Below are 15,280 nucleotides of genomic sequence, written 5' to 3' on the forward strand. Positions count from 1 at the left end.
ATGAAGCGCAAGAACACGCCGACGCGCCAAGCGTCCGTTTCCGCGATCCTCGCCCGCCTGCTGCAGCGTGGTCTCGGTGTCGTCTCGGTCGCATCCCCCCGGGCAACGGGCGACGCCAAACCCGGGACCGTGTCGACGCGTCGATCGACGATCGCGCTGGAGGCGCTCGAGCCGCGCCTGCTGCTGTCGGGGTCCCCCGGCGACCTCAGCGCCGGGGTGCTGACCGGTCACCTCACCGACGCCTCGGACGCCGTCGTCGTCGCGCTGAGCTCGACCAACGGCGGCGTGGCCGCGGACGGCGGCCTGATCATCGACCTGACGGTCAACGGCGAGATGCAGACCTACGGCACCGCCCTGACCGGGGTGCAGAGCATCGTGCTCGACGGCCTGGCGGGCGATGACAGCTTCCGCGTCGACGCGGGCGTGACCAAGGCGGTCGCCATCACCGGCGGCGAGGGGATCGACACGCTGTTCGGCGCCGACCAGGCCAACGTCTGGGTCGTCTCGGGTGCCGACGCCGGCACGCTCAACGGCAACACCGCCTTCACCGGCGTCGAGAACCTGACCGGCCGCGGCGCGGCCGATGCGTTCAGCTTCGGCGCCGCCGGATCGATCAGCGGCGAGCTCGACGGCGGCAACGGCGACGACACGCTGACCGGCCCGAACGCGGACACGGCGTGGACGCTCTCCGCCGAAGGCGCGGGCACGCTGAACGACAGCCATTTCGTCGCGATCGAATCGGTCATCGGCGGCAGCGGCAAGGACGAGTTCACGGTCCAGTTCAAGGACCCGACGCTGGCCTCGATCGCCGGCGGCGGCGGCGCGGACACGCTGATCGGCAACAACATCAAGAACATCTGGACGCTGACCGGCCTGGGCGCCGGCGTGCTGAACCACGACACCGTCAACCTGCTGCCGAACGACACCGTCTTCACGGGCATCGAGAACCTGACCGGCGGCAGCGACGACGACAAGTTCCTGCTGACCAGTGCGACGGCCGGCGTCACCGGCGCGATCGACGGCGGAGTCTCCGACCCGGCCGCGCCGACGACCGACGTGCTCGATTTCTCGGCCCAGGGCGGGCCGGTCGTGGTCGACCTCGCGCTGGCGAACGCAACCGGCATCGGCAGCTTCACCGGCATCGCCAGCTTCATCGGCAATTCAGGCGCAGGCGACGAACTGATCGGCCCGGCCGCGCTGGCCGACCAGACGCGCTGGAACATCACCGGCGCGAACATCGGCGAGGTCGAAGGCACCGCGTTCGCGGGCTTCGAGTTGCTGACCGGGCAGGCCGCGTCGAGCGACGCGTTCGTCTTCGGCACGGGCGGCAGCCTGAGCGCGGGCAGCCAGATCCGCGGCGGCAGCGGCGGGCTCGACGGCTTTGCGGTCGACGGCGGGGGGGACATCCTGACGGCGTTCCAGCCCGTCGGGGCCGATGCGGCCGGCACGACCACCGTGCTCGGCAAGAGCATCCAGTACGCCGGGATGGATGCCTACAACCCCTTGAACGCAGCGGGCCCGAACCGCGTCTTCACTGGCTCGATCTTCGACCGCGACATCGCGGTGACGATCGGCGCCGCCTCGACGACCGTGAGCTTTTCCAAGTTGCTGTTCACCACCGGCAGCAGCACGTACGCGATCGCGAACCCGACCGGCTCCCTGACCGTCACGACCGGCTCCGGCGACGACCGGGTCACGGTCGCGCCCGTCGATCCGGCATTCGCCGGCGCGCTCGTCACCTACAGCGGCGGGGCGCTGACCGCGACCCTGACGAACAACGCCGACACGGCCACGGTCGACCTGACTGCGCCCGAGGCCTCGCTCGACGAGGGCCTGACGATCGGCCTGACCGTGAACGGCTTCGCGCAGAGCTTCGGCAGCGTCGCGCAGGGCGTCACGAGCATCGCGCTCGACGCCCGGGGCGGGGCCGACGGCCTCACCTTCGATGCGGCGCTGCCGATCACCGTGACCGTCGCCGGCGGCGCCGGCACCGACACGCTGACCGGCCCGACGCTCGGCACCGAATGGACGATCGCCGGCGCGAACAGCGGCTCGGCGGTCGGCATCAACAGCTTCACCGGCATCGAGAACCTGATCGGCCGTGACGGCGACGACGTCTTCGGCTTCAAGGTCGGCGGCTCGATCAGCGGGCTGGTCAGCGGCGGCGCCGGCGACGACACGGTCATCGGCGCCGACAGCAACAACACCTGGAACATCACCGGCAGCGGCGCGGGCACGCTGAGCGCGGCGGCGACTTTCACCGGCATCGAGAACCTGACCGGCGGCGACCGCGACGACACGTTCAACCTCCAGCCCGGCGGTGCGCTCGTCGGCAAGATCGCCGGCGGCTTCACCCCCGATGTGGTGAGCCCGGCCGTCGACACGCTCGACTTCTCGGCCTACGGCTCGGCGATCACGGTGGACATGCTGGCGAATTCCGCCGGGCCGGTCGCCGAATACGAAGGCATCGAGGCCATCGTCGGCAGCGCCACCGCGGCCGACGTGCTCAAGGGCCCGGGCGAGATCGGCGACTCGATCGGCTGGTCGATCACCGGCGCCAACGAGGGCGAGGTCCAGGGCCTGAAGTTCAGCCAGTTCGAGAACCTCACCGGTCGCGACGGCGTCTCCGACGCGTTCTTCTTCGCCACGGCGGGCAGCCTGAGCGGCCTGTTCGACGGCGGGGGGTCCGCCGGCGCGGTGGCCGGCGCCGACGGCTTCGCGGTGGCGCGCGCGAGCGACTATGTCTCGGTCGCGCCGCCCTCGAGCGGGGGCACGACGACGATCGACGGACGCGTCTTCCACTATGCCGGCATGGAGCCGTTCACGCCCTTCGGCGGCGACGCGGCGAACCGGGTCATCACCGGGTCGGCGATCGCCGACACCGTGGTGATCGAGGACGACGGCATCGCCAACAACGGCCAGATGCGGGTCCGCTTCACCGGCATGACGATCTGGAACGGCACGTCCTTCTCGGCGGCGGACTACCTGCTGTCGAACCCGGTCGCGGCGCCGGGCGGCTCGGCTTCGCTGACCGTCGTCACCGGCGCCGGCGGCGACACCATCACCGTCAACTCGCTCGACGGGCTGTTCGCGGCCGACCTGCTGCTGTACGGCAGCAAGTCCGGCACGCCGAATCCGGAAGCCGATGCCGCGCACGACAAGATCTTCTTCAACGGCAGCATCGCCACGCACGGTGGCTACCTCGAAGCTTTCGCCGACGACATCGTCGTCGCCCCGAACGTCACGCTGTCGACGCTGAAGACCGCCACGCTCGGCCCGGACGGCAAGCCGATCTTCTCGCCCGACGACGACAACGACATCGTGTTCCGCGCCCGCCGCATCGGCACGCCGGAGATCGAGAACCTGCTGCCCTCGGGCTACCTGAGCAAGGGCGTGTCGATCGACATCGGCACCCACGCCAACCTGTTCGCCGGCAGCATCTACCTGGTCGCGCAGGCCGAGGACCGTGACATCGCGACCCAGAGCGGCGTGACCTCGGTGTTCCTGCAGCAAGGGTTGATCGACCCGGTCAAGGACTTCCTGACCGACCTCGTCTCGTTGCCGGTCAAGGTGCTGGTGAAGGACGCGAGCGCGCACGTCACGATCGGCGAGTATGCCCAGCTGCTGGCTGGCGACGTGATCGGCGTCTATGCGAATGCCGGTACCGATGCCTCGGCCCAGGCCAAGAGCCGCACGATCAGCATCGGCTACTCGCAGGCCGGGGCGACCGCGACGATCGACGTCAAGAGCTACGCGCTGGTCGAGGGCGGAGGCGCCGTCAACATCACCTCGGGTGCGGACGCGACCGCGCAGATGGCGACCGAGACCTCGCGCGAGGAGCAGGGCAGCGTGCCGGGGCGCTCGGCACAGGAGAACAAGGGCAGCGCGTTCGCCGCCTCGCTCGCCGTCGCGTATGCGAACGTGGTGTCCAGGACCACGGTGTACGAGCATGCGACCGTGCACGGCGGGCGCACGGTCAACGTGCGGGCGCTGGGCAACGTGGAGTCGGCGGCCGAGGCCGAATCGGGCCTGTTCGCCGACGGCACCGCCGCGATCGCGATCGGCCTGCAGTTCTCGAAGGCGGACATCACGACGACGCTGTCCGGCACGGTCACGGCCGACATGAATACGGAGGGCGGCGAGGTCGTCAAGTTCGAGTTCGACCCGACCGTCAAGGCCGCGGTCTACACCAGCGACCAGACCATCCCGCGCCTGAAGGCGGGCGACACCGTCGTGCTGACGGGCGACCTGTCGGACAGCATCGGCCAGACGGGGCGTCCCGGCTCGATCGCCGCGGCGGACTGGGAAGCGCTGAAGATGCACCGGGGCACGGTGCTGGTCTATGTCGGTCCCACCAACTACGACAGCGACGGCAACGCGGCCAACGGCAACCAGGCGTTCGATCTCGGCATCACCGCCGCCAACGAGATCAACTACCGCAACCGCACCCTGTGGCAGGTCACGACCGAGCCGTGGGGCTTCGTCGACGACGTCAACAACCGCATCACCGTCTTCAACGTCGACAACGACGCCGCCAACTGGGTCGCCGTCACCGAGGACACGGTCGACTACTCGCCGCGCCGCGGCACCAGCATCGGCGGGCTCGACGCCGGCAAGACCTACGTGGTGATCCAGCTCGAGGACGACCCCGAGACCGCCACCGACGAGAGCCACTACATCCAGCTCGCCACGACCGAGCGCAATGCGATTGCGGGCGTGGCCATCCCGCTGAGCAAGAGCGGGGTCGACGTCAACAAGCTGACCTTCGGCGGCGCCGACATCCAGGGCGACAAGATCACGCTGCACAAGACCGGCCCGGTCTTCAACGCGATCGAGCTCGGCCAGGCGGTGATCTACCGCGAGCCGGACCGCACCGACGACGACAAGGTCGTCGACGGACCCGATGGCTACAAGGTCTGGCAGAGCCCGAACGCGGCGATCGACGGCACCCGCTACATCCCGCTGATCGGCGGCGCGGACGGCCTGGCCAAGGGCGAGGAGTACTACCTCGAGCACGGCGGCACGTACTACGTGATGGCCGGCACCGACCAATTCAACCTGATAGGCGACCAGCGCCTGGTCAACTCGCAGCTGGTGCAGCTCGGCACGCTCGAGAACGAGACCCGCGGCGGCATCGCGCGCATGAAGCTGGGGCCGGTCGACGCCTCGGTGACTGGCTTCACCCTCAGTAACGACCACATCCTCGATTCCACGTTCCTGACGTTCGGCGGCGTTTCCGCCCTCGACGCGGCCGACACCGTGGCCGCGGTGGCCGGCTTCTCCGCCGAGGACCAGTCCGACCCGCAACCCGAGACCAAGCTGCAGGCGGTGAACAGCGCGCTGTCGTCGACCGCGTTCGACAGCATCACCTCCAAGCTGGTCGACAAGTACAACGCGAAGAACACGGTCGGCCCGAGCCAGCAGTCGTCGAAGGCCACCGTGCAGATCGGCGGCGCGTTCGCGTTCTCGTACACCGACCACAAGACACTGACGCTGATCACCCGCACCGCGGACCTGAACTCCAACGACGACATGGAGCTCACGTCCAACATCACCGAGAGCCTGAGCCTGACGGCCCAGAGCACGACCAAACCGCAGCCCGGCCGCAAGGATGCGGCCGGCAAGCAGGCCGCGGACAGCTCGGCCGACGTGAGCGTGAGCGTCGCGATCGCGGTCGGCGTCGTGAACAACTCGGCGCGCGCGATCATCGAGGGCGACGATCCGCTGACGGTGGCGATCGAGTCCGGCCCCACGCTGGATTCGATGCGCGCACTGCGCCTGCTCTCCGGCGTGACCTATCCGTTCCTGACCCGGCCCGACGAGTTCGTCCCGCTGTCGGCCGGCGAGCTGAGCGACAGCATCACCACCGACGGCTTCGACGCGGTCAACAAGTACCTCGACGGCTTCGGCGGCCTGACCTCCCTCTTCAACACCTGGGTCCGCAGCACCTCGGAGGCCGAGAAGCTCGCGATCGCCGGCTCGATCAACGTGCTGGTGTTCAACAACAACGCCGAGTCGATCATCCACAGCGGCGCGAGGATCAACCAGGATCCGTACTACCGGCCCGGCACGCCGGGCGACGGCATCGTTCACAGCCCGAACGCCAACAACGACGACCGGCATGTCGTGTCGGTCGAGGCGACGAACTACATGCAGTTCATGAACCTGACCGGCGTGTTCGGGTTCCGGCTGCCGCAGGCCAGCATCGGCGTGCCCAGCCCGGGCGGCGTGATCGACATCGTCGAGAGCATCAACGAGTTGCGCGCCAAAGGGTTCGACAAGATCAAGGAGTCGTTCGACGACTACAAGAAGGACCAGAGCGCCGGCGGCACCTCGCAGAGCGGTGGCGTCGGCGGCGCGGTCGCGCTGCAGTTCCTGAACAACACGACCCATGCGATCGTCGAGAACGGCGTGCTGCTCTACAGCGGCAAGGACTCGGGCCTGAACATCAAGGCCGAGGAAGCGATCCTGAACCTCTCGTTCTCGCAGGCCGGCGCCAACGCCGGCAAGCTCGCGATCGCCGGCACCTTCTCGTACTTCGGCCAGGACAGCGACACGCTGGCGCAGCTCGCCGCGGGCGCGGGCGTGGCCTCGCGCATCGAAGGCGGCCGCGTCGACGTCTACGCCGGCAGCCTCGAGACCGAGATCAACTGGGCCGGCGGCGTGGCCAAGGGCAAGGCGGTCGGCGCCGGCATCGCGGCAGCGGTCAACGACACCGACCGCAAGACGCGCGCGGTGATCGGCGAGATCGACCCGGTGGCCCATGCCACGACCCAGCCGATCACGATCGACGTGGCCGGCAGCGTGACCGCGCGCGCCAGCGTGGCCGGCGGTGTCTACACCTTCACCGTCGCCGGCACGGTCGTCAACACCGAAGCCGAGAAGGACGACCCGAACAAGACCCAGAAGCAGGAAGAGGCCAACACCGGCGTCGGCATCGCCGCGGCCGCCTCGGTCAACATCGTCACCGACCGCACGCAGGCCTCGATCTCGGACGCGATCGTCGTCCACCGCGATGCGGCGACCGGGCTGCGCAGCGGCGGCGCCGACGCGATCGACGTCAAGGCCAACAACCAGAACCGCATCGTCGCCGCCACCGGCGGCCTCGCGGCCACGACCGCCAGCTCCGGCACCGGCTCGGGCTCGAGCAACAGCAAGACCGCGGTCGCGCTGGCCGGCGCACTGAGCGACAACCAGATCGATTCGACGGTCGACGCCTTCGTCCAGGATTCGGACATGATCCTGCGCGGCGGCCCGCTGCAGAACCTCGTGGTCGAGACCGCCGACCGGCGCTTCTCGGTCACCGCCGACAACGCCGGCGACATCTGGGCGCTGGCGGCCGGCGGCGCCGGCGCGCGCGCCAAGAGCGGCAGCAGCAGCGCCACCGCGGTGGCGGTGGCGGGCTCGGTGTCGTTCAACACGATCGAAGGGCACACCCGCGCCCGCCTGATCGACAGCCAGGTCCTGATGGAGGCGCCGACGGCCGACATGCTGTCGACCGACACGGTCGCGCGGGTGCTCAGCGGCCAGACGGTGCGGATCGTCGGCGGCGCACATGCCGGCGAGGTCTACGAATACATCGGCAACGCGTACGCACCGCTGAACGGCGCGGCCATCGTCGGCAACGCCAACTGGAAGCTGCTGACCAGCGACGCGCTGGTGCGCGCGACCGACAGCTCCACCGTGTTCGCGATCGCCGGCAGCGTGGCGCTCGGCATCGCCCAGGGCGGCAGCTCGGGCAGCGCCACCGCGATCGCCGCGGGCATCGCGCTCGCGTTCAACGAGGTCACGACCGACACCGAGGCGCTGGTCGAATCGTCCAACGGCATCGCGCTCAGCAGCGTGCGCTGGCAGGACGGCGCTGCCGGCTCCATGGAGGTGAGCGCGCAGTCGACCGGCAGCATCAAGGCCTTCACGGTCGCCGGCGCGGTGGCCGTCGGCATGGCGCAGCAGGGCAGCGGCACGGCCGTGGCCGGCGCCGGCTCGGGCTCGCTGAACCAGATCGATGCCGACACCACCGCGATCGTGCGCAACAGCACGATCGACGCCGGTGGCGGCGTGACCGTTCTCGCGAAGAACGACTCGGACATCATCGCCGGGGCCGGCGCGATCTCGGTCGCCGTCTCGACCTCGGGCAACAGCACCGCCGCCGCGGTGGCGGTCGGCGCTTCGTTCGCGGTCAACACGCTCGGCGGCGACACCGACACCGATGCGAACGAGGTCTGGGCCCTGGTCGACAAGTCGACCATCACGGCGCACGGCCCGATCGCGGTCGAGGCCGACATGTGGGCGCGCATCTTCGCGGTCGGCATCGGCGCGGCCGGGGGCATCGCCAATTCCACCAGCGGCTCGGCCGTCGGCGTGGCCGGGGCCGGCTCGGTCGGCCTGAACAAGATCCGCAACAGCACCCAGGCGCGGGTGAAGGGCGGCAGCACGCTGACCACCGATGCCGGCACCGGCGCCGGCATCCGCGTGACGGCGCACGACGATTCGAAGATCAACTCGACCGCCGGCGCCGCCGCGCTGTCGATCGCGGTCAGCCAGAAGACCTCGGTCGCCGCGTCGCTCGGCTTCTCGCTGACGAAGAACGAGGTCCGCAACGAAACGCTGGCCCGGATCGAGGACTCAGGCGTCGCCTCCGACGGCACGCTGACCGTCGCGGCCGACAGCCACGCCGAGATCGACTCGCTCGGCTTCGGCATCGCGATCGCGGTGGCCGCGTCGCTGGGCGGCAGTGGCGCCGCCGTGGGCGTCAGTGCGACCGGCGCGCTGAGCTTCAACGACATCGACAACAACGTCGACGCGACCATCGCCAACGACGAGCTGCCGGCGACGCCGCTGCGCTCGGTGGCCTCGCACGGCGCGCTCAGCGTGACCGCCAGCGACGACTCGAAGATCCACGCGATCGCGGTGGCCGCATCGGCCGCCATCACCGGCACCTCGAGCGGCGCCAGCGTGGGCGTCTCGCTCGGCCTGTCGCTCGCCCACAACCGGATCGACAAGGACGTCGCCGCGGCGATCGTCAACATCCCGAGCGTGCTGACGAACGGCGGCGACGTCGTCGTCAACGCCCGCGATTCGGCCGAGATCGACGTCACCTCGTTCGCTGCGGCGGTGTCGGTCGCGTTCGGCGGCGGCACCAGCGTCGGCGTGGCCGGCGGCGCGTCGGAGTCGACCAACATCATCATCTCGCGCACCAACGCGACGATCGACCGCAGCCGGATCGGCACGGTCGCGCAGCCGGTCGGCAAGGTCGATCTCGACGCCAGCAGCACCTCGTCGATCGACGCGACCGTGGCCGGCGTGGCCGCGGCCGTGGGCATCGGCGCGGGCGGCGTCGGCGCGGGGGTCGCGGTCGGTATCGCCGTGGCGCGCAACTTCATCGGCTACGACCCGACCGCCACGGTGGTTGCGGGGGCGGTGGACAGCACCGTGCCGCAGGCCAGCCTGACGACCGGCATGAAGGTCCGCATCGCCGACGGCGCGCTGCAGGGCGAGGTCTACGAGTACATCGGCCCGACCGTGACCGACAGCATTCCGGAGACGACCGCGCACGACGACTTCGATCTGCGCGTCCAGCAGTACCGCGATCCGAACGCGTGGAAGCTGGTCAGCATCGGCGAGAACGCGGCACAGGTGCGTGCCCGCGTGCTGAATTCCAGCATCGACGCCGTCGGCGCGATGACGGTCGACGCGCACTCGACCCAGGGCATCGACGCGATCGTCGTCGCCGCGGCGGTCGGCATCGGCGGGGGCTCGAGCACGGGCCTCGCGATCAGCGGCGCCGGCTCGTATGCGGAGAACAAGATCCGCACGGTCGTCCAGGCGACGATCGACGGCGACGGCAGCGACACCGCGACCGACGGCATCCGTGCCGGCAGCGTCGCGTTGCTGGCCGACGATTCGTCGGGCATTCACGCGGTCACGGTCGGGGCGTCGCTCGCCGCGTCGTTCGGCGCGACGACCGGGGTGTCGGTGGCGATCGGTCTGTCGCTCGCGTTCAACGAGATCGACAACGATGTGGACGCCTCGATCCTGCATGCCGACCAGGGCGTCAAGACCGCGCCGGGCGGCAGCGTCTCGGTCACGGCGCTGACCCAGGGCGGGCAGCTCGCCAACCTCGGCAACACGATCACCGCCGCGATGCTCGACGATGCGGCCACCGCCGACACCGACAACCCGAACGACCCGACCAACCCGGCAGACAACGTCGACAACCCGCTCGACGACGCCGTCAACGAAGCGCGCGTCGACGCCGTCGGCGACCACGCGATCCTGTCCGCGCTGCGCGCTGCCTTCCAGACCAACGGCGTGACGCTGGCGAGCGCGGGCTCGCTGGGCGCCGAATCGGTGCTGACCACCGACTCGGGCCGGTTCGGCGTCGATGCGCTGCTCGGCAACCAGATCCGATTCGCGACCCCGCACGTGTTCAACACCGGCGATGCGGTCGTCTACGACAACGGCGGCGCCACCAGCATCGGCGGGCTGGCGAACGGCACCTACTACGTGATCCGCGACAGCGACAAGCTGATCCGCCTCGCCTCGTCTCTGGCCAACGCCAAGGCCGGCACCGCGATCGCGCTGTCGGCCCCGGCCGGCGGCCTCGACGGCCACACCGTGCGCCAGTTGTGGGACCTGAGCCTGGGCCTGACCGTGAAGGTGCAGGACGGCCACGTCGGCAACGGCACCGAGGGTCAGGTGTACCAGTACGTCGGTGCCGACCGCACCGATGTCGACCTGCGGACCGAAGACTTCAGCTCGGCCAACTGGCTGCCGGCCGAGAAGCTCAAGGTCTCGACGATCGCCGCCGGCCGGCGCTGGCTGGTCGTCTCGCCCGACGGCAAGACCTACGTGCTCGAGCGCGACGCCGGCAGTGGCGCGATCGGGGTGTCGCGCAACACCATCAGCGCGGTGTCGGTGGCCGCGTCGGTGGCCGTGGGCATCGGCGGCAGCGGCGTGGGCGTCGCGGTCAGCGGCGCCGGCGCTGTCGCGCAGAACGTGATCCTGAGCCAAACCGTCGCGCGGGGCGACGACAGCGTGATCGACAGCGGCGGCAGCGTGACGCTGACCGCACTCAGCTCGTCCGACATCGATTCGACCGTCGTCGCCGCCACGGCCGCGATCGGCGGCGGCGCGTCGGTGGGCGTCGGTGCGTCCATCGGCATCGCGGTCGCGCGCAACTTCATCGGGTCGTCGCCGTACAACGCGTCGGCGGGTTCCGCGGTCGAGGCGAGCCTGACGAACACCAGCGTGCAGGCGACCGGCGCACTGAGCCTGGACGCCGAGGCCGACCAGAACATCAATTCGATCGTCATCGCCGGTTCGGCGGCCGTCGGCATCGGTGCGATCGTCGGCGTGGCCGTCAGCGGCTCCGGCGTGTTCGCCGAGAACACGATCGGCATGGACGTCAAGAGTGCGATCGACGGTGACCGCACGGCCGGCATCCACGCCGGCAGCATCAGCGTGACGGCCGACGACAACTCGACGATCGATGCGCTCGCGGGCGCGGTCTCGCTGGCGGCTTCGTTCGGCCTGACCGCGGGCGTGTCGGTCTCGATCGGCGTGTCGCTGGCGTTCAACACCATCACCAGCACGGTCGAGGCGTCGATCCGCGACGCGGACGACGTGTCGACCACGGTCGGCGGCATCACGGTCGCGGCGAACGAAAACGCGGGCATCCACGTCGTCGCGTTCGCCGCGTCGCTCGCCGCCGGCTTCGGCGGCGGTGCCGGCATCGGCGTCAGCGGCGCGGGGGCGGTCTCGACCAACGTGATCCTGACCGGCACGCATGCGCTGGTGCAGGACAGCAACCTGGTCAGCCAGGCGGGCGTCACGATCGGCGCCGACATGGGCGGCGACATCGACGCAACCGTCGTGGCGGCCTCGGTCGGCGTGGGCGTGGCGGTCGGCGCCGGTATCGGCGTGTCGATCGGCATCGCGGTGGCACGCAACTTCATCGGCGCCGACCCGCACCTGGTCGGTTTCAACGCGACCCGCTCCAGCCTCGACCAGCCGCAGACGCTCGCGCCGCACCAGACCGTGCGCGTGGCCGACGGCGTGCGCAAGGGCGATGTCTACGAGTTCATCGGCGATGCGAGCGAGACGCGCTGGAAGTACACCAGCGCCGACGCCGCCGCCGGCGACCTGAACAAGAACGACCTGGTCGAAGTGACGGGCACGGTGAACGTGCGCACGCTCGACCAGTCCACCGTCGTGAACGCGGCGACCGACACGCTGACCTTCGGGCGCGACCACGGCTTCGTCACCGGCGACGTGGTCTCGTTCACCAGCTCGAGCGGCGCCATCGGTGGCCTGGCCGAGAAGACCTACTACACGGTCGAGAAGGTCGACGACCGCGCGCTGAAGCTGCACAAGGCGGACACCAGCCTCGTCGACCTGACCGCGGCCGACTTCACCACCGGCCAGTTCATCCTCGCGAAGACGACCCCGGGCATCTACCGCTATGTCGGCAGCGACAAGGGCGGGGCGGTGTCGCTGAGCGATGCCACGCAGCACTACGCCACCAGCGACGACTGGGTGCTGGTCGGCGCGAATGACCTCTCCGACCAGGACTATGGCGACGTCTCGCGCTGGAAGCTGCGGCTGGTCGATCCGGCGACGCCGGCGCAGGTGGCGGCCGAGATCGTGAATTCGAGCGTCCACGCGGACACCGGTGCGCTGAAGGTCCATGCCGAAGCGGCGGCCAGCATCGACGCGACGGTGATCGCCGTGTCGGTGGCGCTGGCGGGCGGCGTCGGCGTGGGTGTCGCGGTCAGCGGCGGCGGCGTCTACGTCTCGAACCAGATCGACATCGCGGTCAAGAGCACGATCGACGGCGACGGCGCGACCGGCATCTCGGCCGGCAGCGTCACGGTCGAGGCGATCGACTCGTCAGGCATCAACGCCATCGCGGGCGCGGCGGCGATCGCCGGCGCGATCGGCGGCGCGGGCGGTGCGGTGGCGGTGTCGATCGGCCTGTCGATCGCCTTCAACGAGGTCGGCAACCAGGTCGAGGCGTCGATCGTCGGCGCCGACCAGGGCGTGAACTCGAAGACCGGCAGCATCACGATTTCGGCGCTGTCGCAGGGCAAGCCGCTGATCACGCCGTTCAACCTCGCGGGCGCCGGCTTGTCGGCCGCGCAGCTGAACGACGCCACGCTCGCCGATGTGAACGAGTCCATCGACGCCAACCACGACAACGTCGACGATGCCAACGAGGCCACCGTCGACGCGACCGGCGACCGGGACATCCTCGCGGCCCTGCGCGTCGCGCTCCAGGCCCACGGCCTGACGCTGCCGCAGAACACCAGCGTCGCGACGGCGGCGATGTTCAAGACCGACGTCAAGAACGACCACGGCAACCACATCGAGAACCTGGCCGAGGGCAACACCGTCCAGGTCGGGGCGGGTTACGACGCTGGCAAGGGCGAGGCCGGGCGGGTCTACCGATTCATCGGGGCCGCGCAGAACAATGTCAACCTGGCGAGCGAGAACTACAGCGACACCTCACGCTGGCTCAAGACCGAGTCGCTCAAGCTCTCGCAGCTCGTGGCCGACAAGACCTGGTCGCTGCTGTCGCCGGACGGCAAGGCCTATGTGCTGACGCTGGACGACGCCGGCAATCTGAACATCGCCGCCAGCACGATCAACGCCGTGTCGGTCGCCGCCGCGGTGGCGGTCAGCATCGGTGGTCGCGGCGTGGGTGTCGCGGTCAGCGGCGCCGGCGCGGTGTCGCAGAACGTCGTGTCCAGCCAGGCCCTCGCGTTCGCGCAGGACAGTGTGCTCCAGAGCGCCGACGACGTGACGCTGAGCGCGACCAGCGCAGCCGACATCACCGCGATCGTCGTCGCGGTCGCGGTCTCGGTGGGCGCGGGGGCGTCCGCGGGGATCGGTGCGTCCATCGGCATCTCGGTGGCGCGCAACTTCATCGGCGCGCAGCCGGACGGCTCGTCCACGCCGGTCGACGTGCACGCCTACCTGCAGGACACCAGCGTGCTGGCGACCGACGACCTGCGCCTGACGGCCCTGTCGAACCAGACCATCGGCTCGATCGTGATCGCCGGGGCGGTCGCGATCGGCGCCGGCGGCGTCGGCGTGGCCGGCGCCGGCTCGGGCGTGTTCGCCGAGAACACGATCGACGTCGACACCGAAGCCGTCATCGACGGCGACGGCGCCACCGGCGTCAAGGCCGACAGCGTCACGCTGGAAGCCTCGGACCACTCGACCATCAACAGCCTGGCCGGCGCGATCGCGCTGTCCGGCGGCTTCGGCGGCGTCGGCGTGGGCCTGGCCATCGGGGTCTCGCTGGCCCGCAACACCATCACCAGCGACGTCGACGCGCACATCGCGAACGCCAACGGCGCCCTGGCCGACCTGACCGACGACGGCGTCACCGCCACCGGCAGCGACGGCATCACGGTCCAGGCGACCGACGCCGCGTCGATCCAGGCGGTGACTTTCGCCGCCGCGCTCGGTGTGGGCATCGGCGGTGTCGGCGTCGGCGTGGCCGGCGCCGGTGCCGACGCGAACAACGTCGTGCTCACCGGCACGCACGCCTATGTCGACAAGAGCGCGCTGCGCAGCGCCGGCAAGGTGCAGGTCTCGGCCGCGAACACCGGCGACATCGACGCCACCGTGGTCGGCATCGCCGCCGCGGTCGGCGCCGGCGCGATCGGTGCCGGTCTGGCGATCGGCGTGGCCATCGCCACCAACGATATCGGCTGGAGCCCGGACCGCGAGCAGCCCGCGACCTTTACCACCGCGGACCAGCCCGCCAGCGTGGTCCAGGGCCAGACCGTCAAGATCCTGTCCGGCCCGAACGCCGGCACGGTCTACGAATACCTCGGCACGACCGCGCTCTCGCGCCCGGCCGCCGACGCGAGCCGCAATCCGAACTGGCTCGGCCAGCTGAACTACGCCGACCGCTCGCTGTGGAAGCAGGCGAACCTGACGAAGCAGCCGGCGAAGATCGAGGCCTTCGTGCGCGACAGCAGCGTGCAGGCCACCGGCGCGATGACGCTGGATGCCACCTCGACCCAGACCATCGACGCGAGCGTGCTCGCCGGCGCGGTGGCGGTCTCGGCGGGCATCATCGGCGCGTCGCTCAGCGGCGCCGGTGCGGCGGCGGAGAACCGCATCGCGGTGCTGGTCGAGAGCTCGATCCAGGGCGACAAGGACAGCCGCGGCATCGCCGCCGGCAGCGTCGCGCTGACCGCAGACGACCGTTCGACGATCCACGCCAGCGCGGAGGCGGTCTCGGTCGCCGCGGTGTTCGGCCTGG

Annotated in this window: 1 protein-coding gene (cut by a window edge); it reads left to right on the plus strand. The window is 70.3% G+C overall.

Features of this window, described 5'->3' with window-relative positions; all coding sequences use genetic code 11:
- Window positions 1-15,280: the beginning of an LEPR-XLL domain-containing protein gene (locus ASC76_RS02870; RefSeq protein WP_056462064.1), read on the plus strand. It continues 16,478 nt past the right edge of the window; 15,280 of the gene's 31,758 nt are visible here — the first part of the coding sequence; it begins with the start codon at window positions 1-3; its stop codon lies beyond the right edge, outside the window.

Origin of the sequence: Rhizobacter sp. Root404 (assembly GCF_001425865.1) — a bacterium.
GTDB lineage: Bacteria > Pseudomonadota > Gammaproteobacteria > Burkholderiales > Burkholderiaceae_C > LMDS01.